Here is a 24708-nt window from a genome sequence, read left to right as displayed (position 1 = left end):
CTTGTGGGCCGCGGACGCAAAAATGGCTGCTAGCCTAACGAATTTGCCCGACAAACGCACTGTTAGGGTGCGAAGTATCCGATGCACGACATTTCTGTGTCGCGTTTACATATAAAAAGATCAAAAGATCGCAGCCTCGTTGCACTCGACAGCTCCTACAGGGGATACGAAACCTTGTAGGAGCTGTCGAGTGCAACGAGGCTGCGATCTTTTGATCTTCGCAAATGACAAAGGCCACCCGAAGGTGGCCTTTGTTTGGTGAAGCGTCAGATAAGCGCGAGGCTTACTTGATCGCCCAACCGGTCAGCTCGGACAAAGCCTTGCCGATGTCTGCCAGCGAACGCACGGTTTTAACGCCTGCGTCTTCCAGGGCAGCAAACTTCTCGTCTGCAGTGCCTTTGCCGCCAGAGATGATTGCGCCAGCATGGCCCATGCGCTTGCCTGCAGGGGCAGTCACACCAGCGATGTAGGAAACAACCGGCTTGGTCACGTGTGCCTTGATGTAGGCAGCCGCTTCTTCTTCAGCCGAACCGCCGATCTCACCGATCATCACGATCGCTTCGGTCTTCGGGTCTTCCTGGAACAGCTTCAGGATGTCGATGAAGTTCGAACCCGGGATCGGGTCACCGCCGATGCCGACGCAAGTCGACTGACCGAAACCGGCGTCAGTAGTTTGCTTGACAGCTTCGTAGGTCAGGGTGCCGGAACGGGAAACGATACCGACCTTGCCTGGCAAGTGAATGTGACCTGGCATGATGCCGATCTTGCATTCGCCTGGAGTGATCACGCCTGGGCAGTTAGGACCGATCAGGACTACGCCCAGCTCGTCGCACTTGACCTTGGCATCCAGCATGTCCAGGGTAGGAATGCCTTCAGTGATGCAAACGATCAGCTTGATGCCGCCGAATGCTGCTTCCAGGATGGAGTCCTTGCAGAAAGGAGCTGGAACGTAGATCACGCTGGCGGTGGCGCCAGTGGCAGCTACAGCATCTTTCACGGTGTTGAACACTGGCAGACCCAGGTGCTCGGTGCCGCCTTTACCAGGAGTTACGCCACCAACCATCTTGGTGCCGTATTCGATGGCTTGCTGGGTGTGGAAACTACCTTGCGAACCGGTAATACCCTGGCAGATAACTTTGGTGTCTTTATTGATCAGGACGCTCATTATTTGCCCTCCGCAGCTTTGACAACTTGTTGAGCAGCGTCGGTCAGGCTGGTAGCAGCGATGATGTTCAAACCGCTTTCTGCCAGTACTTTAGCGCCCAGCTCAGCGTTGTTGCCTTCAAGGCGAACAACAACCGGGATTTTCACGCCGACTTCTTTCACAGCGCCGATGATGCCTTCGGCAATCATGTCGCAACGAACGATGCCGCCGAAGATGTTGACCAATACTGCAGCGACGTTAGTGTCGGACAGGATGATCTTGAACGCTTCGGTAACGCGTTCTTTGGTAGCACCGCCGCCCACGTCGAGGAAGTTGGCTGGTTTGCCGCCATGCAGGTTGACGATGTCCATGGTACCCATGGCCAGGCCAGCACCGTTGACCATGCAACCGATGTTGCCTTCCAGCGCTACGTAGTTCAGTTCGAACTTGGCAGCGTGCGCTTCGCGCGGATCGTCTTGCGACGGATCGTGGAAAGTCTTCAGCTTAGGCTGACGGTACATGGCGTTGGCATCGATGTTGATCTTGGCGTCGAGGCAATGCAGATCGCCGTCAGCCTTGATCACCAGCGGGTTCACTTCCAGCAGAGCCAGGTCGTGATCCTTGAACAGCTTGGCCAGACCTACGAAGATCTTGGCGAACTGAGCAACTTGCTTGCCTTCCAGGCCCAGCTGGAATGCCAGCTCGCGACCCTGGAATGGCTGAGCGCCAACCAGTGGATCGATAGTGGCCTTGAGGATTTTCTCAGGGGTGTCGTGAGCGATTTTCTCGATGTCCACGCCACCTTCGGTGGAAGCCATGAACACGATGCGACGGCTCGAACGGTCAACGACAGCGCCCAGGTACAGCTCTTTAGCGATATCAGTGCACGATTCAACCAGGATCTTGGTGACTGGCTGACCATTGGCATCAGTCTGGTAAGTCACCAGACGCTTGCCCAACCACTGTTGAGCGAATGCTTTGGCGTCTTCTTTGCTGCGAACCAGCTTAACGCCGCCCGCTTTACCGCGACCACCTGCGTGAACCTGGGCTTTGACAACCCATTCGGTCCCGCCGATTTTGTCGCACGCTTCTGCTGCTGCTTCCGGGGTGTCTACGGCGAAACCCTGGGATACTGGCAGGCCGTATTCAGCGAACAGCTGCTTACCCTGATACTCGTGAAGATTCATGCTTATTACCGTCTTCGTTAGGTACTGCGCATTCGGTGCTGCACTTGTTCAAGTGCCGCACCACCTGTGACTGCTGCTTGCGTAGGTGTTCCGGATAACCGGTGAGACTACGCAAGGCTGCGTCCGGCGGACATTCCGCGGTGAGTCTTGCACGCAAGGCTCACGACGGGCCTTCCGCCGTGGTTTCTTATTGTCTTGTCTTAACGCTTCTTGCGGTTGGCAATGTGAATGGCGCCGCCATTCACAGCCAGAGCTGCTTCGTGCAAGGCTTCGGACAGGGTCGGATGGGAGAAAACCATCATGCCCAAGTCTTCAGCGCTGGTGCCGAATTCCATACCGATCGCGCCCTGCTGAACCAGTTCTGCGGCGCTCGGGCCAATCACGTGGACGCCCAATACGCGGTCAGTCTTGGCATCAGCGATGACTTTCACGAAACCGCCGGTGTCGTTGGCTGCCATGGCACGGCCACTGGCTGCGAACGGGAAGGTGCCAACGTTAACTTCAACGCCTTCAGCCTTCAAGGTCTGCTCGGTTTTGCCGACCCACGCGATTTCCGGGTGAGTATAAATAACAGACGGGATCAGGTCATAGTTGATTTGGGCTTTGTGGCCCTTGATGCGCTCAACCACCATGATGCCTTCTTCGGACGCCTTGTGCGCCAGCATCATGCCGCGAACCACGTCGCCGATCGCGTAAACGCCCGGAACGCTGGTGGCGCACTGGTCGTCAACGAAAACGAAGCCACGTTCGTCGATGTTCACACCGCTGTCAGCTGCCAGCAGCTCGGTGGTCACCGGACGGCGACCAACGGCAACGATCAGCTTGTCGAACGTGATGTTCTGTTCGCCATTGGCATCGGTGTAGTTCACGACAACTTCGTTGCCGTTCACTTTGGAACCGGTGACGCGAGCGCCCAGTTTGATGTCCAGACCTTGTTTGGTCAGGGTCTTGTAGGCTTCTTTGGAAACGGCGTCGTCAGCCGCTGGCAGGAACTTCTCCAGCGCTTCCAGAACAACCACTTCGGAACCCAGACGGGACCAGACCGAACCCAGTTCCAGACCGATTACGCCAGCGCCGATCACGCCCAGACGCTTAGGTACGGCTTGGAATTCCAGTGCGCCAGTCGAATCGACGATCACGTTCTGGTCAACCGGAGCCGGTGGAATGTCGATCGGACGCGAGCCCGAAGCCAGAATCACGTTCTCTGCTTCGATGATTTCGACGCTGCCGTCTGGCTTGGTCAGTTCAACTTTCTTGCCGGCCAGCAGTTTGCCGTGACCTTGCAGGGAAGTAACGCCGTTCGCCTTGAACAGGGTGGCAACGCCAGAGGTCAGGCCTTTGACGATGTTGGCTTTACGGCCAACCATTGCCGCCACGTCCATGGTCACGCCAGCGTGATTGATACCGTGGATCGCGAAGCCTTCTTTGGCTTCCTTGTATTTCCAGGAGCTGTCCAGCAGCGCCTTGGATGGAATGCAGCCGACGTTCAGGCAAGTACCGCCGAGGGCCAGTTTGCCTTCCTTGTCGGTGTATTTCTCGATGCAGGCAGTGGAGAGGCCCAGTTGCGCTGCTTTAATGGCAGCCACGTAGCCGCCAGGGCCCGCGCCAATCACTACCACGTCGAATTTCTGAGTCATGTGTCATTCCTTCTCGAATCAAACCGGACGGGCCCTTTTGAGGACCGTCGTGGGACGAAGCTGGTCATTACAGAAGGGCCGTCCATCACTGGACGGCCCGTGCAACGAAATCAGATATCCAGCAGCAAACGAGCCGGGTCTTCCAGCAGGTTCTTGATGGTAACCAGGAAGGTCACAGCTTCTTTGCCATCGATCAGACGGTGATCGTAGGACAGAGCGAGGTACATCATCGGACGGATAACAACCTGACCGTTGATCGCCATAGGACGCTGCAGAATGTTGTGCATGCCCAGGATGGCCGCTTGCGGCGGGTTGACGATCGGGGTCGACATCATCGAACCGAAAGTACCACCGTTAGTGATGGTGAACGTACCGCCGGTCATCTCGTCCATCGACAGCTTGCCGTCACGAGCCTTCTTGCCGAAGGTGGCGATGCCGCCTTCGATTTCAGCCAGGCTCATCAGTTCGGCGTTACGCAGAACCGGAACAACCAGGCCGCGGTCGCTGGAAACAGCAACACCGACGTCAGCGTAGCCGTGGTAAACGATGTCAGCACCGTCGATCGACGCGTTGACAGCCGGGAAGCGTTTCAGCGCTTCGGTGGCAGCCTTGACGAAGAACGACATGAAGCCCAGGCGCACGCCGTTGTGGGACTTCTCGAACAGGTCCTTGTACTTCGAACGCAGCGCCATGACTTCGGTCATGTCGACTTCGTTGAAAGTGGTCAGCATTGCCATGTTCGATTGAGCTTCAACCAGACGCTTGGCGACGGTGGCCCGCACGCGGGTCATCGGTACGCGCTTCTCGATGCGATCGCCGGCAGCGAATACTGGAGCAGCAGCGGCAGGAGCAGCAGCCTTGGCAGGCGCGGCAGCCGGAGCGGCTTTCTTGGCAGCTACAGCGGCAACAACGTCTTCCTTGGTCACACGACCGCCTTTGCCAGTGCCGGCAACGGAAGCGATGTTGATACCGTTTTCTTCAGCCAGCTTGCGAGCAGCCGGTGCAGCAACAGGATCATCTTCGCCTTCAGCGGCTGGAGCAGCAGCTTGTGCAGCGGCCGGAGCAGCGGCAGCAGCTGGAGCGGCAGCAGCGCCGCCCGCTTCGATGGAGCCCAGGACTTCGTCGGACAGAACGACGTCGCCTTCGTTCTTGACGATCGCGCCCAGCACGCCATCAGCGGTGGCCAACACTTCCAATACGACTTTGTCAGTTTCGATGTCGACGATCAGGTCATCGCGCTTGACGGCGTCGCCCGGCTTTTTGTGCCAGGTGGCAACGGTGCCATCGGCAACCGATTCCGGGAAAGTGGGGGCTTTGATTTCGATAGCCATTATCTGTGGGTCCTTAAATTCGGTTTCAGGTGCGCGAAGGCGTTAAACAGTAAAGGCGTCTTGCAGCAGTTTTTCTTGCTGCTCAGCGTGCATCGATGCGTAACCACAAGCAGGTGCAGCAGAAGCATCACGGCCCGCGTACTCGAGTACGAGCGACTTGTTGTGATTGCCAACGATGCGGCGCATGTGGTGTTGGCTGCAGTACCAGGCACCCTGGTTCATCGGCTCTTCCTGACACCAAACGATATGTTTGAGGTTGGTGTACGGAGCCAGGACTTCGTTCAAGTCGTCCTCAGGGAATGGGTACAGCTGCTCGATACGCACGACGGCGATGTCGTCACGACCTTCGGCACGGCGTTTTTCCAGCAGGTCGTAGTAGACCTTGCCGCTACACAGAACAATGCGCTCGACCTTTTTCGGGTCTTGAACATCGATTTCCGGGATAACGGTCTGGAACGAACCTTCGGCCAGATCTTCCAGGGTCGAGATGGCCAGTTTGTGACGCAACAGCGACTTCGGAGTCAGAACGATCAACGGCTTGCGCAGCGGGCGAATTACCTGACGACGCAGCAAGTGGTAGATCTGAGCCGGCGTAGTCGGTACGGCAACCTGAATGTTGTGCTCGGCGCACAGCTGCAGGTAACGCTCCAGACGAGCCGAAGAGTGCTCCGGACCCTGACCTTCATAACCGTGCGGCAGCAGCATGGTCAGACCGCAGAGACGGCCCCACTTGTGCTCGCCACTGGTAATGAACTGGTCGATCACCACCTGGGCACCGTTGGCGAAGTCACCGAACTGGGCTTCCCAGAGAACCAGCGCCTCAGGCGTGGTGGTCGAGTAACCGTATTCGAACGCCAGTACGGCTTCTTCGGACAGGAACGAATCGTACAGGTCGAAACGTGGCTGGCCCTTGTACAGGTTTTGCAGCGGGATGTAGGTACCCGAGTCTTTCTGGTTGTGCAAGACAGCGTGACGGTGCGAGAACGTACCGCGACCGATGTCCTGACCCGTCATGCGAATCGGGTGACCTTCGAACGCCAGGGTCGCGTACGCCATGGTTTCGGCGTAACCCCAGTTGATCGGCAGGCCGCCGACTTGCATCTTCTGACGGTCTTCGTAGATTTTCGAGACCTGGCGCTGAACCACGAAGCCTTCCGGAATTTCCAGCAGCTTGGCGGACAGTTCCTGCAAGGTTTTCAGATCGAAGCGAGTGTCGTGACGCGCGGTCCAGGCATGGCCCAGATACGGACGCCAGTCCACGAACAACTCTTTGTTCGGCTCTTTGACCAGGCTTTTTACAACATGCAGACCGTTGTCCAGCGCGTTGCGGTATTCGTCGACTTTCGCCTGAACACGTTCAACGTCCAATACACCGCCCTGGGTCAGACGATCGGCATACAGCTCACGCGTGGTGCGCTGCTTGGCGATTTGCTGATACATCAGAGGCTGAGTACCGCTTGGCTCGTCGGCCTCGTTGTGGCCACGACGACGGTAGCAGACCAGGTCGATCACCACGTCACGCTTGAACTGCATGCGGTAGTCGATGGCCAGCTGGGTCACGAACAACACGGCTTCCGGATCATCACCATTCACATGGAGGATCGGCGCCTGGATCATCTTCGCAACGTCGGTCGCGTACTCGGTGGAGCGCGAGTCCAGCGGGTTGCTGATGGTGAAACCGACCTGGTTGTTGATCACGATGTGCACGGTGCCGCCGGTCTTGAAACCGCGGGTCTGCGACATCTGGAAGGTTTCCATGACCACGCCTTGACCGGCGAATGCCGCGTCACCGTGGATGGAGATCGGCAGAACCTTCTCGCCGGTAGGGTCGTTACGACGATCCTGACGGGCGCGAACCGAACCCTCGACCACTGGAGATACGATTTCCAGGTGGGACGGGTTGAACGCCATGGCCAGGTGAACTTCACCGCCAGTGGTCATCACGTTGGACGAGAAGCCCTGGTGATACTTAACGTCACCGGAACCCAGCTCGACCTTCTTCTTGCCTTCAAACTCGTCGAACAGCTCGCGCGGGTTCTTGCCGAAGGTGTTGACCAGCACGTTCAGTCGACCACGGTGGGCCATGCCGATAACGATTTCCTTGGTGCCGTAGGAACCGGAACGCTGGATCAGCTCGTCGAGCATCGGAATCAGGCTTTCGCCGCCTTCCAGACCGAAACGCTTGGTACCCGGGTATTTGGTACCCAGGTATTTTTCCAGACCTTCGCCGGCGGTCACGCGCTCAAGCAAGTGGCTCTTGATGTCGGCGGAGTACGTCGGACGGCCGCGCACGCTTTCCAGACGCTGCTGGAACCACTGGCGCTGCTCGGAATCGGTGATATGCGTAAATTCAGCGCCGATGGTGCGGCAATATGTCTGCTGCAACGCTTCGTGAATTTCGCGTAGGCTCGCCTCCTCTTTGCCGATGAACAGGTCGCCGGCACGGAAGGTCGTATCAAGATCGGCATTGGTCAAGCCGTAATGATTGATCGACAGGTCTGCAGGTGCAGGACGCTGCCACAGCCCCAGCGGGTCAAGCTGGGCTGCCTGGTGGCCACGCATACGGTAGGCCTGGATCAATCGCAGCACTTCAACTTGCTTCTTCTCGTGCTCACTGCTCACGCTGCCGGCGGAAACCGGTTGGGCGCGGCGCTGGTTCTTTGCCAGCAAGACGAAATGATCGCGAATTGTGGAGTGCGAAACATCGGTGGCAGTGTTGCCGTCAGCAGGCAACTTCTGGAAGTAGGTGCGCCACTCTTCTGGCACAGCGTTAGGGTCGTGCAGGTAGAGCTCGTAGAGCTCTTCCACATAGGCAGCGTTACTACCGGATAGGTAGGCGCTGTTCCACATGCGCTGCATCACGCTTTCTTGCATGCTTGGTCACCCTCGGTTAGGGGAACACCACCGGCGTCGACACCGAGCACGCTTGCAGAAGTCCGAATGCAGCGACTAAAACAAGCCACTTAGGATCACGCTGATAGTCCGGGTACCAGCCCGGATGCCCCTGCTTGTCTCATTTCTTCAAAATAAGAGCCGCAGCCTTATAAGCTGCTGCTCAGGTTAAAACTACGGCGCCGGTTGAAGCCTGCGCCGTAGCATCTACGGGTACAGCAGTCCTACGGGTACAGCAGCTGAATCACACGCCGCTTTGCAGCAGCATGTTACGTACGTGACCGATGGCCTTAGTCGGGTTCAGGCCTTTCGGGCAGACGTTGACGCAGTTCATGATCCCGCGGCAGCGGAATACGCTGAACGGGTCATCCAGCGAAGCCAGACGCTCGGCAGTCTTGGTGTCGCGGCTGTCTGCCAGGAAGCGATACGCTTGCAGCAGAGCAGCTGGACCCAGGAACTTGTCCGGGTTCCACCAGAAGGACGGGCAAGAGGTCGAGCAGCAAGCGCACAGGATGCACTCGTACAGACCGTCAAGCTTTTCACGCTCTTCAGGGGTCTGCAGACGTTCGATGGCCGGAGCCGGCGTGTCGTTCTGCAGGTATGGCTTAACCTTTTCGTATTGCTTGTAGAAGATGCTCATATCGACGACCAGGTCACGGATAACCGGCAAACCTGGCAGAGGACGAACGATCAGCTTGTTACCTTTCACGACAGCGGACAGCGGCGTGACGCACGCCAGACCGTTTTTGCCGTTGATGTTCATGCCGTCGGAACCGCAAACACCTTCACGGCAAGAGCGACGATAGGAGAAACCTTCGTCCTGCTCTTTGATCAGGGCCAGCACGTCCAGCACCATCAGGTCTTTACCACCGGTATCGACCGAAAATTCCTGCATGAACGGCGCAGCGTCCTGATCAGGGTTGTAGCGATAAACACTGACTTGCAACATGGCGGCCACCCTTAATAAGTCCGAATCTTAGGTTCAAAAGTCGGAACAGTCTTCGGCGAGAAGTTCACAGCACGCTTGGTTACGCGCTTGTCACCCGGGAAGTACAGGGTGTGGCACAGCCAGTTTTCGTCGTCGCGGTCTTCGTAGTCTTCACGGGCGTGAGCGCCGCGGGACTCTTTGCGGATCTCTGCAGCGATGGCGGTAGCTTCGGCCACTTCCAGCAGGTTCTGCAATTCCAGCGCTTCGATACGAGCGGTGTTGAACGCCTGGCTCTTGTCGTTGATCTTGACGTTGGCGATACGGCCACGCAGATCAGCCAGCTGAGCAATACCCTTCTGCATGTATTCGCCGGTACGGAATACACCGAAGTAGTTCTGCATGCAGCTTTGCAGCTCTTTACGCAGGGTGGCGACGTCTTCGCCTTCGGTACGCGAGTTCAGGCCATCGAGACGTGCCAGGGCAGCGTCGATGTCGGACTGGCGAGCGCGGGTGTAGTCGACGCCTTCTTTCAGGGTCTGTTCCAGGAACAGGCCGGCAGCACGACCGAATACCACCAGGTCGAGCAGCGAGTTGCCGCCCAGACGGTTGGCACCGTGAACCGATACGCAGGCCACTTCGCCTACTGCGAACAGACCGGGGATGATCTGGTCAACGCCGTCGGCGTCCTGAGTGATCGCCTGACCGTGAATGTTGGTCGGCACGCCGCCCATCATATAGTGGCAGGTTGGAACGACCGGAATCGGCGACACGGCTGGATCGACGTGGGCGAAGGTCTTGGACAGTTCCATGATGCCTGGCAGACGGCTGTGCAGAACTTCTTCACCGAGGTGATCGAGTTTCAGCATTACGTGGTCGCCATCCGGACCGCAACCGTTGCCGGCGATGATTTCTTTAACCATCGAGCGAGCAACAACGTCACGACCAGCAAGGTCTTTGGCGTTCGGAGCATAACGCTCCATGAAACGCTCGCCGTGCTTGTTGATCAGGTAACCGCCTTCACCGCGGCAACCTTCCGTCACCAGTACACCGGCGCCGGCGATGCCGGTCGGGTGGAACTGCCACATTTCAATGTCTTGTACCGGCACGCCAGCACGCAGAGCCATGCCGACGCCGTCACCGGTGTTGATCAGGGCATTGGTGGTGGACGAGTAGATACGACCTGCACCGCCAGTCGCCAGAACAGTGGCGTTAGCGCGGACGTAGGAAGTTTCGCCGGTTTCGATGCAGATGACGATCATGCCGACAAAGGCACCATCTTCGTTCTTCACCAGGTCGACGCCGTAGTATTCGTTGAGGAATACGGTGCCGGCCTTGAGGTTGGCCTGGTACAGGGTGTGCAGCAGTGCGTGACCGGTACGGTCGGCAGCGGCGCAAGTACGTGCAGCCTGGCCACCTTTACCGAAGTCTTTCGACTGACCGCCGAACGGACGCTGATAGATGCGGCCTTGTTCGGTACGGGAGAACGGCAACCCCATGTGCTCGAGTTCGAAGACCGCTTCCGGGCCTACGGAACACATGTATTCGATAGCGTCCTGGTCACCGATATAGTCGGAACCCTTGACGGTATCGTACATGTGCCAGCGCCAGTCATCGTTCGGATCTGCCGAAGCGATGGCGCAGGTGATGCCACCCTGGGCGGATACAGTGTGCGAACGAGTCGGGAAAACCTTGGTAACTACGGCAGTCTTGTGACCACCTTGTGCCAGCTGCAGAGCAGCACGCATGCCGGCACCGCCGCCGCCAATGATGATGGCGTCGAACGAAAGCGTATTAACTGTAGTAGACATGAATCAGATACCCCAAAGAATCTGCACACCCCAGACGAAGTACGCGAACATCGCGACGCCGCATACCGCCTGGAAGAGGAAACGTACTGCAGTCGCGGACTTGCCCAGCGCCATCGGCGTCAGGTAGTCGGTCGCGATGGTCCACATGCCAACCCAGGCGTGAGCGCCCAGGGCCACCAGGGCCAGCAGACTGAAGATACGCATCCCGTTGCTTGCAAACAGCTCGTGCCATTGGGCGTAGCCAATGCCAGGGTGCGCTGCGAGGTATCCAATCAGGAAAATGAAATAAGCCGCGAGAACAACCGCAGACACACGCTGCGCCATCCAGTCATAGAGACCGGAACGCGACAGGTTCGTTACGCTGGTTACCATATCCAAACTCCCGCCAGAACGATCAACACCGCAGACACGGCGATAATGATTTTCGAGCCCAGCTTGCCGCCTTCCAGCGTCTCACCGATGCCCATGTCCATGATCAGATGGCGCACGCCGGCTACCATGTGATACAGCAAGGCGGAGAGGAGGCCCCATGCTACGAACTTGGCCAGCGGACTGGTCAAGCATGCCTTCACCTCGACAAAACCTTCCTCGGAACCCAGAGACTTGCCCAATGCATACAGCATGAAGCCAAGGCCCAGGAAGAGGATGATGCCGGAAACACGGTGAAGAAACGACGTAACGCCGGTAATGGGGAGTTTGATGGTCCTTAGGTCTAGGTTTACAGGTCGTTGGCTTTTCACGGCTTTTTTTTCACACTGAAGAGCCCCTAACAATCAGGGCAAAGTTGTTGGGGAGTGCACTGGTCAGGTAACCACTACCCAGGGATGCGACCCCCAACAAAGCAGGCCAAAAAGCCCCTGGCGGTCGGTGGCCGAGTATAGACAGTTAGGCTACTAATGACAACGCGTTCACCTTCCCCTAATAGCTCATTGCACAAGTCGTATAAAAGGCGTAAATGGCAGTCAATTTCGAGGAAAAAGTCCGGTTAAAGCCTTCTGGAGCAAGACTTTAGGCAAATTGACATTCGAATTTATCTCACTATAGTGGTGCGGGCCCTGCGTGGGGGGTCTGTCTGATGATTTCAAGCATAAATAGGAGGCCACATGGCTGACAAAAAAGCGCAGTTGATCATCGAGGGCGCAGCCCCCGTCGAGCTGCCCATTTTAACCGGCACCGTTGGTCCCGATGTTATCGATGTTCGGGGCCTGACGGCCACGGGCCGTTTCACCTTTGACCCTGGTTTCATGTCGACAGCTTCCTGCGAGTCGAAGATCACCTATATCGACGGCGACAACGGCATTCTGCTGCACCGCGGCTACCCGATCGAACAGCTGGCTGAAAAGTCGGACTACCTGGAAACCTGCTATCTGCTGCTCAACGGCGAATTGCCGACCGCAGAACAGAAGGCCCAGTTCGTCAGCACCGTGAAGAACCACACCATGGTTCACGAGCAGCTGAAGACGTTCTTCAACGGTTTCCGTCGCGACGCCCACCCGATGGCCGTCATGTGCGGCGTAGTCGGCGCCCTCTCGGCCTTCTACCACGACTCCCTGGACATCAATAACCCGCAGCATCGCGAAATTTCCGCGATCCGTCTGGTTGCCAAGATGCCGACCCTGGCAGCGATGGTTTACAAGTACTCGATGGGGCAACCCATGATGTACCCGCGCAACGACCTGACGTACGCGGAAAACTTCCTGCACATGATGTTCAACACCCCGTGCGAGATCAAACCGATCAGCCCGGTACTCGCTAACGCCATGGACAAGATCTTCATCCTCCATGCCGACCACGAGCAGAACGCATCGACTTCCACCGTACGCCTGGCCGGTTCTTCGGGTGCCAACCCGTTCGCCTGTATCGCCGCCGGCATCGCTGCACTGTGGGGCCCTGCCCACGGCGGCGCGAACGAAGCTGTTCTGACCATGCTCGATGAAATTGGCGATGTGTCGAACATCGACAAGTACATCGCCAAGGCCAAGGACAAGAACGATCCGTTCAAACTGATGGGCTTCGGTCACCGGGTTTACAAAAACCGCGACCCACGCGCAACAGTCATGAAGCAGACCTGCGACGAAGTGCTGAAGGAACTGGGCATCACCAACGATCCGCAACTCGAACTGGCCATGCGCCTGGAAGAGATCGCCCTGACCGACCCGTACTTCATCGAACGCTCGCTGTACCCGAACGTCGACTTCTACTCGGGGATCATCCTCAAGGCGATCGGCATTCCAACCAGCATGTTCACCGTGATCTTCGCCCTGGCGCGGACTGTCGGCTGGATCTCCCACTGGAAAGAAATGCTCTCCAGCCCGTACAAGATTGGCCGTCCGCGCCAGTTGTACACCGGCTACGAGTCGCGTGACATCACCAAGCTGGAAGACCGCAAATAAGACCTGTCTTGCGATAACGTCTTAAAGTTGCACCGGGAACGGCCTCTATTTATATAGAGGCCGTTTTTGTTTGTGCGATGAACCTGTTCGTTCCCACGCGGAGTGAACGATGAGTGAGCGGCGGGCTGTTGATCTGGCTTTTGCTTTTGATGTTGATCCTGCTTTTGATCTTTCGCCCCTTCGGCAGGCCGAGCGTAGGTGTTCATCAGGGGGTTAGGCGCGCAGCGCCGTGCGGCGAAGCCGCACACATCGAGAGGAGGTCGTCGCGAAGCAGACCGTAGGCGATGCCCCCTGATGGACACCGTAGCGAGGGAACACTGAGCTTTAGCGAAGTGCCGTACGCCGGGGCGAAGCGTTTTGCTTACTTTTGGGCGTCTGCAAAAGTGAGTCGCTGTAAAAGCGAAACCATAATCAGCCGTTACAGAAGAAACGGATATGTACTCAGTCAACAAGGGCCGATAACCGCCCAACAAAAAATGCCCCGATCTCTCGACCGGGGCATTTCTGTTTAACGCAGCTTATATATACAAGCCTGAAGCCTTAGTGAGCAACCGCCCCACTCGCCCCCAAGCCCGTCTGCGAACGAACAAACTGCGGGAAGAACAGCGCCCGCTCATTGTCAGCCGCAGTCGACTTGTCAGTGATCGAGAAGAACCAGATCCCGATAAACGCAATGGCCATGGAGAACAGCGCCGGGTACTCGTACGGGAAGATAGCCTTCTCGTGATGCAGGATCTGCACCCAAATGGTTGGCCCAAGCACCATCAAACCAACGGCACTGATCAAACCCAACCAGCCGCCGATCATCGCACCACGCGTGGTCAGCTTCTTCCAGTACATGGAAAGCAGCAGCACCGGGAAGTTACAGCTCGCCGCGATGGAGAACGCCAGGCCAACCATGAACGCGATGTTCTGGCTTTCGAACAGAATGCCCAGACCGATCGCCAACACACCCAGACAGATGGTGGTGATTTTCGAGACACGGATCTCGTCCTTGTCGTTCGCCTTGCCCTTCTTGATCACACTGGCGTAAAGGTCGTGAGACACCGCCGTAGCACCGGCCAGCGTCAAACCAGCCACTACAGCCAGAATGGTTGCGAACGCGACTGCCGAGATGAAGCCCAGGAAAATACTGCCGCCCACTGCGTTAGCCAGGTGCACCGCCGCCATGTTGTTGCCGCCCAACAGCGCGCCAGCCGCATCTTTAAAGGCAGGGTTGGTGCTGACCAGCAGGATCGCGCCGAAGCCGATGATGAACGTCAGGATGTAGAAGTAGCCAATGAAGCCGGTTGCATACAGCACGCTCTTGCGAGCTTCTTTCGCGTCACTCACGGTGAAGAAGCGCATCAGAATGTGCGGCAGGCCAGCGGTACCGAACATCAGTGCCAGGCCAAGGGAGAATGCCGAAACCGGATCTTTCACCAAACCGCCCGGGCTCATGATCGCCTCACCTTTAGGGTGAACCTTGATTGCCTCGGAAAACAGCAAGCTGAAGTCGAAGTTGACGTGTTTCATGACCATCAGCGCCATGAACGTAGCACCGGACAGCAGCAACACGGCCTTGATGATCTGCACCCAAGTGGTCGCCAGCATGCCGCCGAACAACACGTACATGCACATCAGGATACCGACCAGGATCACGGCAACGTAGTAGTCGAGACCGAACAGCAGCTGGATCAGCTTGCCGGCACCGACCATTTGCGCGATCAGGTAGAACGCCACCACCACCAGCGAACCGCAAGCGGACAGCGTGCGGATCTGGGTTTGCCCAAGGCGGTAGGACGCCACGTCGGCAAAGGTGTATTTACCCAGGTTACGCAGGCGCTCGGCGATCAGGAACAGAATGATCGGCCAGCCCACCAGAAAGCCGATCGAGTAGATCAGACCGTCGTAACCGGAAGTGAACACCAGGGCGGAAATACCCAGGAAGGACGCCGCCGACATGTAGTCACCGGCAATCGCCAGACCGTTCTGGAAGCCGGTGATCTTGCCACCCGCCGCATAGTAGTCAGCCGCCGAATTGTTGCGCTTGGAAGCCCAGTAGGTGATGCACAGGGTCAGGCCAACGAACGCGACGAACATCAGGATCGCGGAAACGTTGAGCGGTTGTTTGTGCACTTCGCCGGTCAGGGCTTCACCCGCCCAGGCGCCAGGTGCAAAGGCTGCGATGCTCAATAGAGCCATTAGACGCCGGATCATTGCTGAGCCTCCTTGAGAATCGCATTGTTCAGGTCGTCGAATTCGCCATTGGCGCGTCGTACGTAGATTGCAGTCAGGATAAAGGCCGAGAGAATCAGCCCGACACCAATCGGTATCCCCCAGGTAATCGAAGACTCGGGGCTGATTTTCGCCCCCAGAATATGCGGCCCGTAAGCAATCAAAAGGATGAATCCGGAGTAAAGCCCAAGCATGATCGCCGAAAGAATCCAGGCGAACTTTTCTCGCTTACTAACCAGCTCCTTGAAGCGCGGGCTGTTTTGAATCGAGAGGTAAATGCTGTCGTTCATTGTTTTTATCCTCGCAGCACAGATGAAGTTGGAACGTTATCCACTCTATGCGGCTACGGAACTGGTTCCAGACGACCTTAGTATTAGAACGACATGACAGAATCGCCATTTCCCGGCATGCATTAAATAAATGGGGAAAAACAAAAGGCCCCTTGGCAAATATGCCAAGGGGCCTTGAGAAGTGCTGACCAGACGCGTCAGCTCAAATCATTTGGTCCAGTCTGCAACGCGTTCCGGGTGTTTGGCCACCCAATCCTTGGCGGCGGCTTCAGGTTTGGCACCATCCTGAATCGCCAACATGACTTCGCCGATTTCGTCTTTCGACGCCCACTGGAAGTTCTTCATGAACTTGGCAACTTCCGGAGCTTTGGTTGCCAGTTCTTTGCTGCCGATGTTGTTTACGGTTTCAGCCGCGCCATAAACGCCTTTCGGGTCGTCCAGGAAGCGCAGTTTCCACTTGGCGAACATCCAGTGCGGCACCCAGCCGGTGACGGCAATGGATTCGTTTTTCTTCTCGGCACGGGTCAGCTCGGCAATCATGCCGGCGCCGGAACTGGCCTTGAGTTGATACCCGGTCAGATCGTAGTCCTTGATCGCCTGCTCGGACTTGAGCATTACGCCCGAACCGGCGTCGATGCCGACGATGCGACCTTTGAAGCTATCGTCGGTTTTCAGATCGGCAATACTTTTGGCTTTGACGTACTCCGGCACGATCAGGCCAATTCTCGCGTCCTTGAAGTTCGGACCGTAATCGACGACTTGATCTTTATTCTTGGTCCAGTATTCACCATGAGTCACAGGCAGCCACGCAGACATCATGGCATCGAGTTTGCCAGTGGCCACGCCCTGCCACATGATCCCGGTGGCGACTGCTTGCAGTTTCACGTCATAACCGAGTTTCTGCCTGATCACTTCAGCGGCCACGTTGGTCGTGGCGACACTGTCCGACCAGCCGTCGACATAACCGATAGTCACTGCCTTGCCTTCGGCGCTGGCTACAGTAGAACTGATCGCCAGCACCAAAGCGGCACCTGCGCCCAAGAGTCGTCGCATCTTCATCGTTACTTCCCCGAAAGTGCTGCGCTCGACGGATGCCGAGTCGCGTCAACGTATTGTTATGGTGCCCAGCGCCCCCATCACGCCCACCGCAAACTCGTCCGAACATCAGCGGAGTACTGACGCCTCGATAATCAACCTCACGACAATGGCGACCTTCTCTGCCAGCGACCTCAAGGCATCGAGAAACGACATCAGAACGCCATTAATCTAGACCACAGGAAGACCGCCGGCCAATCCGCCCAAACTTTGCATGTCAAAAGTATGCAGGCCACCAAGCACGCGGCAAATGAAGGTAACATGCGCGGCTTTGCTCCCAGACGGCCTGACCATGCCCGCGACATCCCGCTTTCCTTTTTTTGCTTATCTATTCGCCTGCCTGCTGGGGCTTTTTGCCCTGGGTGGCTTCTGGTACGGCCTCGGTAAACCGGTGATCCTGCCGGACGTGGCCAGTGCGACGCACAAGCTGCAATGCGCCTCCTACACCCCGTTCGACAAGGATCAATCACCGTTCGATCAGCCGTTCAAGCTGCGCCCCGAGCGCATGGATGCCGACCTCGCGCTGCTGGCCAAAAGCTTCGAATGCATCCGCACCTATTCCATGACCGGCCTCGAGGCCCTGCCCGACCTGGCGCGCAAGCACGGGCTGAAACTGATGATCGGCGCCTGGGTCAACAGCAACCCGGTGGACACCGCCAAGGAAGTCGACCTGCTGATCGCCTCGGCCAACGCCAACGCGGACGTTGTGACCTCGGTGATCGTCGGCAACGAAACCCTGTTGCGCAAGGAAGTCACTGGCGCGCAACTGGCCAAGCTCATCAGTAAAGTCAAAAGCCAGGTCAAACAGCCTGTCACTTACGCCGATGTCTGGGAGTTCTGGCTCAAACACCCGGAAATCGCCCCGGCGGTGGATTTCCTGACCATCCATTTGTTGCCGTACTGGGAAGATGACCCGTCGAACATCGATGCCGCCCTGCAGCATGTGGCCGAAGTACGTCAGGTGTTCGGCAACAAGTTCGCGCCCAAGGACGTGATGATTGGCGAAACCGGTTGGCCGAGTGAAGGCCGTCAGCGTGAAACCGCCCTGCCGAGCCGGGTCAATGAAGCCAAGTTCATTCGCGCTTTTGTCATCATGGCGGAGCAGCAAGGCTGGCATTACAACCTGATCGAAGCCTTCGACCAGCCATGGAAACGCGCCAGCGAAGGTGCGGTCGGTGGTTACTGGGGGCTGTTCGATGCCGATCGCCAGGACAAGGGCGTGCTCGCCGGTCCGGTGTCGAACGTGCCTTACTGGACGCAGTGGCTGGTGGTGGGAGGTCTGATCTTCCTTGGCACGTTGATCCTCGGCGGACGTGTACGCAGCACGCGCGCGGCGCTGGTCCTGCCACTGCTCGGCGCGCTGGCCGCCTGCTCGATTGGCGCCTGGGGCGACCTGGCCCGTGTCACTACGCGGTTTACCAGTGAATGGTTATGGGTCGCTTTGCTGACGGCGTTGAACGTGTTGGTGCTGGCCCATGCGGCACTGACCCTGAGCGCTCGCGCCGGCTGGCGCGGACGGGCGTTCAATGCGCTGGAACGTCGGGCGGGCTGGTTGCTCGCTGTGGCCGGGTTTGCCGCTGCGGTGACGATGCTGGAGCTGGTGTTCGATCCGCGTTATCGCAGCTTCCCGAGTGTCGCATTCATCCTGCCGGCGCTGGTCTATCTGTGCCGCCCGGTGAGCGTGGCGCGTCGGGAGATTGCCCTGCTGACCTTCATCATCGGTGCTGGCATTGCGCCGCAGCTGTATCGCGAAGGGTTGCAGAATCAGCAGGCCTGGGGTTGGGCGCTGGTGAGTGTGTTGATGGTTGCAGCGTTGTGGCGCAGTTTGCGGGTTCGAAAAGGATAAATTTTCAGCGCCCCTACCGGCCTCATCGCGAGCAAGCTCGCTCCCACAGGGTTCTTCAGCGAATACAGAATTTTTGTACGACAAAAATCCCTGTGGGAGCGAGCTTGCTCGCGATGACGATCTATCAGGCGCTGCGGGAAGCCCTAACCAAACGCAATCCAGCAATCACCACCGCAAAAACAGCCAATGTCGTGTTGTACAACGCCAACGCCGGAAACCCGAACACGAGCGCCAGCACGGCCAACCACCACCCTGCCCGGCCCGGTAGCACAAAACCGATAACGGCTGCCGCCAATGCCGCGAAGCCCAAGACATTGAAGTGAATCATCAGGCCCAGGCTCGAACGAACCTGGCATTCCCAGCGACTCGCTTCGTCCACGCAGATGCCGACCCATTGAGCATCCTCCATGAAGCCATAACGCGCGCCATAACTGGCGGCCAGCCATAACGGCAGGAGAACGAGCAGCAGAATTACAGGCAGACGGCGGGACATGAAGCACTCCAATAAACGAAAACGGCGGCCAGCTTAATCCCCAGCCAGCGGTTAGCAAACGCATGTAAGAGATAATTGGTCACGAAATCGCTGCAAAGTGTATCGTCCAGCTACTATTAATCCGAAATTAGGCCTGATTGGTGCCGATCCATGGCACTTTGGCGCAAACCCCGTGGTCATAGCCTGCGAACTTCATTTGGCACCTTTCTCTAAGGGATCTAGTCATGCTCCGTTCCTTGCGCTTCGCCGCCCTGTTTGGCGGCCTTATTTTGAGTGCGTCCGCACTGGCCGTCGATATCGACGCTGCCAGCTATGGCTACCCCTTGACCAACCCGTTCGAGGCGACCATCGCGACGACACCGCCGGACCTGCGTCCGGAGTTGCCGCTGGACGATGACATCAATCAGGAAACCCGCAGCGTCAGGTTACGCCCGGAGCGTGAGTTCGATTTGCCGGACAACTTCTGGCCGGTGAAGAAACTCACCTACCGCATCGCCACCCAGGATAAAGCCGCACCGCTGATTTTCCTGATCTCCGGCACCGGCGCGCGCTACGACAGCAGCCTTAACGAATACCTGAAAAAGCTCTACTACAAGGCCGGCTACCACGTGGTGCAACTGTCGTCGCCTACCAGCTTCGACTTCATGAGCGCCGCCTCACGCTTCGCCACCCCAGGTATCACCGAGGACGATGCCGAAGACATGTACCGGGTAATGCAGGCCGTGCGGGCACAAAACCCGAAAGTCCCCGTCACCGATTACTACCTGACCGGCTACAGCCTGGGCGCCCTGGACGCGGCATTTGTCGCGCACCTGGATGAAACCCGCCGCAGCTTCAACTTCAAGAAAGTCTTGCTGCTCAACCCGCCGGTCAACCTATATACCTCGATTACCAACCTGGACAAGCTTGTACAAACGGAAGTCAAGGGCATCAACAACAGCACAACGTTCTACGAACTGGTGCTGAACAAACTGACCCGCTACTTCCAGCAGAAAGGCTACATCGACCTCAACGATGCCCTGCTCTACGACTTCCAGCAGTCCAAGCAGCACCTGAGCAACGAACAGATGGCCATGCTGATCGGCACTTCGTTCCGCTTCTCGGCAGCCGACATTGCCTTCACCTCGGACCTGATCAACCGCCGCGGCCTCATCACCCCGCCGAAATACCCGATTACCGAAGGCACCAGCCTCACGCCGTACCTCAAGCGTGCGCTGCAGTGCGACTTCGACTGTTACATCACCGAACAGCTCATCCCGATGTGGCGCGCCCGCACCGACGGCGGGAGCCTGCTGCAACTGATCGACCAGGTCAGTTTGTATGCGCTCAAGGATTACCTGCACGACAGCCCGAAAATCGCCGTCATGCACAACGCCGACGACGTGATTCTAGGCCCTGGTGACCTTGGTTTCCTGCGCAAGACCTTTGGCGATCGCTTGACCGTTTATCCACTGGGCGGCCATTGCGGCAACCTTAATTACCGCGTCAACAGCGACGCCATGCTGGAGTTCTTCCGTGGCTAAATACCTCCTGCTTATCGCAGCGTTACTCTGTGCAGGCGTCGCCAATGCCGACAACAGCAAAGCCAACGCACCGGTTGTGATTGACAGTGACGGCTTCAAGGAGCCGCTGAGCAAACTCAAATTCAACCCGGGGCTGGATCAGCGCGAGTTCGAACGCTCGACGCTTAGCGCGCTGGCCGTCTACGACCCGCTGGAAGAGTGGAACCGCCGCGTCTACCACTTCAACTACCGCTTCGACCAATGGGTGTTCCTGCCCGTGGTCAACGGCTATCGCTACATCACCCCGAGCTTCCTGCGCACCGGCGTCAGCAACTTCTTCAACAACCTCGGTGATGTGCCGAATCTGTTGAACAGCCTGCTGCAATTCAAAGGGCAGCGCTCGATGGAAACCACCGCGCGCCTGCTGCTCAACACCACCATCGGTATCGCCGGTTTGTGGGACCCGGCCACCTCCATGGGCCTGCCGCGCCAGAGCGAAGACTTCGGCCAGACGCTGGGCTTCTACGGTGTACCGGGCGGCGCCTACTTCGTGCTGCCGATCCTTGGTCCTTCGAACATCCGCGACACCGGTGGCTTGGCAGTGGACTTCACCGCCGAGAACGCGATCAACTTCCTGAACGTCGCTCAAGTCAGCGAAAACCACCCGGAAATCTGGGTCCTGCGCAGCATCGACAAGCGCTACCAGACCAGCTTCCGCTACGGCCAGCTGAACTCACCGTTCGAGTACGAGAAGGTGCGTTACGTCTACACCGAGTCGCGCAAGCTGCAGATCGCCGAGTAATTCATCGGCAACAAAAAAGGCCATTCGATGCGAATCGAATGGCCTTTTTCATTTCTAGACGTTCCACAAATCCCCTGTGGGAGCGGGCTTGCTCGCGAAAGCGGTCTGTCAGTTACATCAATGCTGAATGTGCCGCCTTCGCGAGCAAGCCCGCTCCCACATTTGGGCAGTGCCTAGCTTTAGCCTTTCACTGCTTTCCAGAGTTTGCCGGCAACCATCACACCCGCCAACACCACCGCCCCCGCCACAATCCCCGCCACCGCATTCAGCAACGTCGGCACGACAAACCCGGCACCGCCCGCCCCTGCGCTGACGCTCTCAATCCAGTGATGAACCACCGGCACGCCGTGGGTGAGAATTCCGCCACCCACCAGGAACATCGCCGCCGTGCCGATCACCGACAGGCTTTTCATCATGTACGGCGCGGCACGCAGGATGGCGTCGCCAATGCGTTTGGCGATCTGTCCAGGCTTCTGGGTCAGCCACAAGCCGAGGTCGTCGAGTTTGACGATGCCGGCCACCAGGCCATACACGCCGATGGTCATGACGATGGCAATGCCCGAAAGCACGATGACTTGCTGCGTCAGCGAGGCATCCGCCACGGTGCCCAGGGTGATTGCGATGATTTCTGCAGAGAGAATGAAGTCGGTGCGGATGGCGCCTTTGATCTTGTCCTGCTCGAACGCCACCAGATCGACCGCCGGATCAGCCACGGCCTCGACCAGCTCTGCATGCTCGGCCTGGTCTTCCGCCTTGCTGTGCAGGAATTTATGGGCCAGTTTTTCGAAACCTTCGAAACACAGGTAAGCGCCGCCGATCATCAACAACGGCGTGACCAGCCACGGAATGAATGCACTGATGGCCAACGCCGAGGGCACCAGGATCAGCTTGTTGAGAAACGAGCCCTTGGCCACCGCCCACACCACCGGGATTTCCCGCTCGGCACGCACACCGGAAACCTGTTGGGCATTGAGCGCCAGATCGTCGCCGAGCACGCCAGCAGTCTTCTTGGCGGCCATTTTGGTCATCAACGCCACATCGTCGAGTACCGCGGCAATGTCGTCGATCAGCAACAGCAAACTGCTTCCTGCCATGAATCAGGTTTCCTTCTTGAATGAATGCCGCGCAGCATAACGCGGCCGGGTACCGCACGGGGCATTCTTGAGCGCCGCGCGAGGCCGGTGCTACCATGCGCAACCGCCAGAACAGGCAAGGAACCCCCTGGTTTATGAGCACCATCCGCGAGCGCAACAAAGAACTGATCCTGCGTGCCGCCAGTGAAGAATTTGCCGACAAGGGCTTCGCTGCGACCAAAACCAGTGACATCGCAGCCAAGGCGGGATTGCCCAAGCCCAACGTCTACTACTACTTCAAATCCAAGGAAAACCTCTACCGCGAGGTCCTGGAAAGCATCATCGAACCGATTCTGCAGGCCTCGACACCGTTCAATGCCGACGGCGTGCCCAGTGAAGTGCTGAGCGGCTACATCCGCTCGAAAATCCGCATCTCCCGCGACCTGCCCTTCGCCTCCAAGGTGTTCGCCAGCGAAATCATGCACGGCGCCCCACACCTGAGCGCTGATCTGGTTGAACGGCTCAACGGCCAGGCCAAGCACAACATCGACTGCATCCAGACCTGGATCGACCGCGGCCAGATCGCCCCGATCGACCCCAACCACCTGATGTTCAGCATCTGGGCCGCGACCCAGACCTATGCCGACTTCGACTGGCAGATTTCCGCGGTGACCGGAAAGGCCAAGCTCGATGAGGCCGACTATGAAGCGGCGGCGCAGACGATTATCCGGTTGGTGCTCAAGGGGTGTGAGCCGGACTGATACACCGCAGCGCACCTTTCGCGAGTAAGCCCGCTCCCACACTCGATCTCTGATGTCCACAAATCCCCTGTGGGAGCGGGCTTGCTCGCGAAGGGGGCAACGCGGCCCTGAGACTAAAGCCAAATGGCATCCCACAGCGGATAGTCGCCAAGCTTCTCCACCAGCCCCGCCCGCAATGGGTTGGCGACAACATATCGAGCAAGCTTCACCAAATCTTCCTCTTGCCGCACCGCATGATCATGAAAGCTCTGCTGCCAAAGACTGCCTGCCCTGCCAGTGGCGGCATTGATTGCTCGAGTACTTAACGATTTGGTCTGGCACATCAACTGGCCCAGCGACCCTCTTTGTAGTTGAATCAACCAGTGAAAATGATCGGGCATGACGACAAAGGCCAAAGAGTCGGCAAACCCTTGGTCCTGTGCTTGTTTGAATTGGTGTACGACCATCCTGCCCAAGGTGTAATCCCTGAAAACAGGCTCTCGTTTGAGGGTATTGGCAGTCAGGAGATAGATCCGGTTTTGCTCGGCATAGCGGCCGATTCGCAGGCGATGCGAAGCTGACAGTTCAGGCATTCCTTTGCCTTCTCTCACGATGAATTCATGAGAAGGCTAGACCTGCGAATGCTTGAGGGTGCGGCAGACTTTTAGCTGGATGTGTCCGGGAGATTGCCTTCGCGAGCAAGCCCGCTCCCACAGTGGGTGGGCGGTGTTCAGACATTTTGTGTCCACCGACGAACCAGTGTGGGAGCGGGCTTGCTCGCGAAAGCGGTAGATCAGTCACTACATAATCAAGCAGTCACCCCCGCATCCGCCTGCAACCCCAACGCCTCAATCGCATTGATCGCACATTGCTCATCAACATCGGAAAGATCCCCGCTGATACCCACCGCTCCCAGCACGTTCCCTTCCTGATCCCGAATCAATACACCGCCCGGTGCCGGCACAACGCTGCCCTGCCCCAGACTGTTCAAAGCGGCGATAAACGCCGGTCGTTGTTGTGCGTCCAGCGCCAGCAGGCGTGAGCCTTTGCCCAGGGCGATGGCGCCCCAGGCTTTGCCGATGGCGATCTGCGGGCGCAGCAGGCTGGCGCCGTCTTCACGCTGCAGGGTGACCAAGTGTCCACCCGCATCCAGGACTGCGATGGTCAATGGAGCCGCCGAGATTGCACGCCCTGCGGAGATAGCCTGATTGGTCAGGTTGACTGCGACTTTCAAGGTTAAAGCGCTCATGGTGCCGTCCTCATTTTGTTATAGGGAAAGCTGCTGGACTGCGTTTTGTTCAGAAGTCCGATGCAACAAATAGAACACAAT

21 protein-coding genes are annotated in these 24708 nt (G+C 57.8%); 5 read left to right on the top strand and 16 right to left on the bottom strand.

Features of this window, described 5'->3' with window-relative positions:
* Nucleotides 1–283 precede the first annotated feature (283 nt).
* From sucD to sdhC, 9 genes are all read right to left on the bottom strand, one after another.
* Nucleotides 284–1165: a succinate--CoA ligase subunit alpha gene (sucD, locus tag ACYZTZ_RS05520; RefSeq protein WP_008148605.1), complete on the bottom strand. Its 882-nt coding sequence runs from the start codon at nt 1163–1165 to the stop codon at nt 284–286.
* The gene (sucC, locus tag ACYZTZ_RS05515) at nt 1165–2331 is read right to left on the bottom strand and encodes an ADP-forming succinate--CoA ligase subunit beta (RefSeq protein ID WP_008148602.1); all 1167 of its coding nucleotides are present in this window, start codon (nt 2329–2331) and stop codon (nt 1165–1167) included. The genes sucD and sucC overlap by 1 nt, the downstream gene beginning before the upstream one ends.
* A 200-nt stretch (nt 2332–2531) precedes the next feature.
* On the bottom strand, nt 2532–3968 hold the full coding sequence (gene lpdA / locus ACYZTZ_RS05510) for a dihydrolipoyl dehydrogenase (RefSeq protein WP_461997469.1): 1437 nt from the start codon (nt 3966–3968) through the stop codon (nt 2532–2534).
* Nucleotides 3969–4078: 110 nt separating this feature from the next.
* Entirely contained in the window at nt 4079–5299 is a 1221-nt protein-coding gene (gene odhB, locus ACYZTZ_RS05505; RefSeq protein ID WP_129442288.1) for a 2-oxoglutarate dehydrogenase complex dihydrolipoyllysine-residue succinyltransferase, read from the bottom strand.
* Between the two features lie 42 nt (nt 5300–5341).
* Nucleotides 5342–8173 carry a 2-oxoglutarate dehydrogenase E1 component gene (locus tag ACYZTZ_RS05500; RefSeq protein WP_461997468.1) on the bottom strand — a complete coding sequence of 944 codons (2832 nt, stop codon included), beginning with the start codon at nt 8171–8173 and terminating at the stop codon, nt 5342–5344.
* Nucleotides 8174–8435: 262 nt separating this feature from the next.
* Entirely contained in the window at nt 8436–9140 is a 705-nt protein-coding gene (locus ACYZTZ_RS05495) for a succinate dehydrogenase iron-sulfur subunit (RefSeq protein ID WP_008148594.1), read from the bottom strand.
* Nucleotides 9141–9151: 11 nt separating this feature from the next.
* Entirely contained in the window at nt 9152–10927 is a 1776-nt protein-coding gene (gene sdhA / locus ACYZTZ_RS05490; protein ID WP_046048042.1) for a succinate dehydrogenase flavoprotein subunit, read from the bottom strand.
* 3 nt (nt 10928–10930) lie between these two features.
* Nucleotides 10931–11299, bottom strand: a complete 369-nt coding sequence (gene sdhD, locus ACYZTZ_RS05485) for a succinate dehydrogenase, hydrophobic membrane anchor protein (RefSeq protein WP_123510546.1) — start codon at nt 11297–11299, stop codon at nt 10931–10933.
* Nucleotides 11293–11667: a succinate dehydrogenase, cytochrome b556 subunit gene (sdhC, locus tag ACYZTZ_RS05480; protein WP_046048044.1), complete on the bottom strand. Its 375-nt coding sequence runs from the start codon at nt 11665–11667 to the stop codon at nt 11293–11295. Before sdhC ends, sdhD begins: the two co-directional genes overlap by 7 nt.
* 363 nt (nt 11668–12030) lie before the next feature.
* Here sdhC and gltA point away from each other — a divergent pair, with 363 nt between their 5' ends.
* The gene (gene gltA / locus ACYZTZ_RS05475) at nt 12031–13320 is read left to right on the top strand and encodes a citrate synthase (protein ID WP_008148584.1); all 1290 of its coding nucleotides are present in this window, start codon (nt 12031–12033) and stop codon (nt 13318–13320) included.
* Between the two features lie 540 nt (nt 13321–13860).
* Here gltA and ACYZTZ_RS05470 read toward each other — a convergent pair.
* The 3 genes from ACYZTZ_RS05470 to ACYZTZ_RS05460 form a co-directional block, all read right to left on the bottom strand.
* Entirely contained in the window at nt 13861–15519 is a 1659-nt protein-coding gene (locus ACYZTZ_RS05470) for a cation acetate symporter (RefSeq protein ID WP_046046329.1), read from the bottom strand.
* Nucleotides 15516–15827, bottom strand: coding sequence for a DUF485 domain-containing protein (locus ACYZTZ_RS05465; RefSeq protein ID WP_008148580.1), 312 nt, complete (start codon nt 15825–15827; stop codon nt 15516–15518). Before ACYZTZ_RS05465 ends, ACYZTZ_RS05470 begins: the two co-directional genes overlap by 4 nt.
* A 207-nt stretch (nt 15828–16034) precedes the next feature.
* On the bottom strand, nt 16035–16886 hold the full coding sequence (locus tag ACYZTZ_RS05460) for a glycine betaine ABC transporter substrate-binding protein (RefSeq protein ID WP_056745045.1): 852 nt from the start codon (nt 16884–16886) through the stop codon (nt 16035–16037).
* A 286-nt stretch (nt 16887–17172) separates the two neighbouring features.
* Between ACYZTZ_RS05460 and ACYZTZ_RS05455 the strand changes: the two genes are divergently transcribed.
* Nucleotides 17173–18768: a glycoside hydrolase family 17 protein gene (locus ACYZTZ_RS05455; RefSeq protein ID WP_461997466.1), complete on the top strand. Its 1596-nt coding sequence runs from the start codon at nt 17173–17175 to the stop codon at nt 18766–18768.
* A 124-nt stretch (nt 18769–18892) separates the two neighbouring features.
* Here the strand turns inward: ACYZTZ_RS05455 and ACYZTZ_RS05450 are convergent, their stop codons facing one another.
* Nucleotides 18893–19261: a hypothetical protein gene (locus ACYZTZ_RS05450; RefSeq protein ID WP_095127736.1), complete on the bottom strand. Its 369-nt coding sequence runs from the start codon at nt 19259–19261 to the stop codon at nt 18893–18895.
* Nucleotides 19262–19485: 224 nt separating this feature from the next.
* Here ACYZTZ_RS05450 and ACYZTZ_RS05445 point away from each other — a divergent pair, with 224 nt between their 5' ends.
* Nucleotides 19486–20784, top strand: a complete 1299-nt coding sequence (locus ACYZTZ_RS05445; protein ID WP_461997465.1) for a serine/threonine protein kinase — start codon at nt 19486–19488, stop codon at nt 20782–20784.
* Nucleotides 20777–21565, top strand: a complete 789-nt coding sequence (locus tag ACYZTZ_RS05440) for an MlaA family lipoprotein (protein ID WP_461997464.1) — start codon at nt 20777–20779, stop codon at nt 21563–21565. Before ACYZTZ_RS05445 ends, ACYZTZ_RS05440 begins: the two co-directional genes overlap by 8 nt.
* Before the next feature lie 179 nt (nt 21566–21744).
* On the opposite strand, the gene ACYZTZ_RS05435 is transcribed toward ACYZTZ_RS05440, so the two are convergent.
* Nucleotides 21745–22659 (bottom strand): DUF808 domain-containing protein, encoded by a 915-nt coding sequence (locus tag ACYZTZ_RS05435; RefSeq protein WP_461997463.1) that lies wholly within the window; start codon nt 22657–22659, stop codon nt 21745–21747.
* A 134-nt stretch (nt 22660–22793) separates the two neighbouring features.
* On the opposite strand from ACYZTZ_RS05435, the gene ACYZTZ_RS05430 reads away from it, so the two are divergent.
* Nucleotides 22794–23399 carry a TetR/AcrR family transcriptional regulator gene (locus ACYZTZ_RS05430; protein ID WP_046046335.1) on the top strand — a complete coding sequence of 202 codons (606 nt, stop codon included), beginning with the start codon at nt 22794–22796 and terminating at the stop codon, nt 23397–23399.
* 113 nt (nt 23400–23512) lie between these two features.
* Here ACYZTZ_RS05430 and ACYZTZ_RS05425 read toward each other — a convergent pair whose 3' ends face one another.
* Nucleotides 23513–23971: an REP-associated tyrosine transposase gene (locus tag ACYZTZ_RS05425; protein ID WP_461997462.1), complete on the bottom strand. Its 459-nt coding sequence runs from the start codon at nt 23969–23971 to the stop codon at nt 23513–23515.
* A gap of 215 nt (nt 23972–24186) precedes the next feature.
* The gene (locus ACYZTZ_RS05420; RefSeq protein WP_461997461.1) at nt 24187–24627 is read right to left on the bottom strand and encodes a GlcG/HbpS family heme-binding protein; all 441 of its coding nucleotides are present in this window, start codon (nt 24625–24627) and stop codon (nt 24187–24189) included.
* Between the last annotated feature and the right edge of the window lie 81 nt (nt 24628–24708).

It is taken from the genome of Pseudomonas sp. LB3P58 (assembly GCF_054897895.1).
Note: the sequence above shows the minus strand (reverse complement) of the source record. Positions and strands in the feature narration are given on the sequence as shown.

Coding starts and splice junctions, on each gene's coding strand:
- ACYZTZ_RS05450 (WP_095127736.1), bottom strand. CDS start 19,261: ATGTCCCGCCGTCTGCCTGTAATTCTGCTGCTCGTTCTCCTGCCGTTA.
- gltA (WP_008148584.1), top strand. CDS start 12,031: ATGGCTGACAAAAAAGCGCAGTTGATCATCGAGGGCGCAGCCCCCGTC.
- ACYZTZ_RS05500 (WP_461997468.1), bottom strand. CDS start 8,173: ATGCAAGAAAGCGTGATGCAGCGCATGTGGAACAGCGCCTACCTATCC.
- sdhD (WP_123510546.1), bottom strand. CDS start 11,299: ATGGTAACCAGCGTAACGAACCTGTCGCGTTCCGGTCTCTATGACTGG.
- ACYZTZ_RS05430 (WP_046046335.1), top strand. CDS start 22,794: ATGAGCACCATCCGCGAGCGCAACAAAGAACTGATCCTGCGTGCCGCC.
- ACYZTZ_RS05465 (WP_008148580.1), bottom strand. CDS start 15,827: ATGAACGACAGCATTTACCTCTCGATTCAAAACAGCCCGCGCTTCAAG.
- ACYZTZ_RS05495 (WP_008148594.1), bottom strand. CDS start 9,140: ATGTTGCAAGTCAGTGTTTATCGCTACAACCCTGATCAGGACGCTGCG.
- sdhA (WP_046048042.1), bottom strand. CDS start 10,927: ATGTCTACTACAGTTAATACGCTTTCGTTCGACGCCATCATCATTGGC.
- sucD (WP_008148605.1), bottom strand. CDS start 1,165: ATGAGCGTCCTGATCAATAAAGACACCAAAGTTATCTGCCAGGGTATT.
- ACYZTZ_RS05435 (WP_461997463.1), bottom strand. CDS start 22,659: ATGGCAGGAAGCAGTTTGCTGTTGCTGATCGACGACATTGCCGCGGTA.
- odhB (WP_129442288.1), bottom strand. CDS start 5,299: ATGGCTATCGAAATCAAAGCCCCCACTTTCCCGGAATCGGTTGCCGAT.
- ACYZTZ_RS05445 (WP_461997465.1), top strand. CDS start 19,486: ATGCTCCGTTCCTTGCGCTTCGCCGCCCTGTTTGGCGGCCTTATTTTG.
- ACYZTZ_RS05425 (WP_461997462.1), bottom strand. CDS start 23,971: ATGCCTGAACTGTCAGCTTCGCATCGCCTGCGAATCGGCCGCTATGCC.
- lpdA (WP_461997469.1), bottom strand. CDS start 3,968: ATGACTCAGAAATTCGACGTGGTAGTGATTGGCGCGGGCCCTGGCGGC.
- ACYZTZ_RS05470 (WP_046046329.1), bottom strand. CDS start 15,519: ATGATCCGGCGTCTAATGGCTCTATTGAGCATCGCAGCCTTTGCACCT.
- ACYZTZ_RS05460 (WP_056745045.1), bottom strand. CDS start 16,886: ATGAAGATGCGACGACTCTTGGGCGCAGGTGCCGCTTTGGTGCTGGCG.
- ACYZTZ_RS05420 (WP_461997461.1), bottom strand. CDS start 24,627: ATGAGCGCTTTAACCTTGAAAGTCGCAGTCAACCTGACCAATCAGGCT.
- sucC (WP_008148602.1), bottom strand. CDS start 2,331: ATGAATCTTCACGAGTATCAGGGTAAGCAGCTGTTCGCTGAATACGGC.
- ACYZTZ_RS05455 (WP_461997466.1), top strand. CDS start 17,173: ATGAAGGTAACATGCGCGGCTTTGCTCCCAGACGGCCTGACCATGCCC.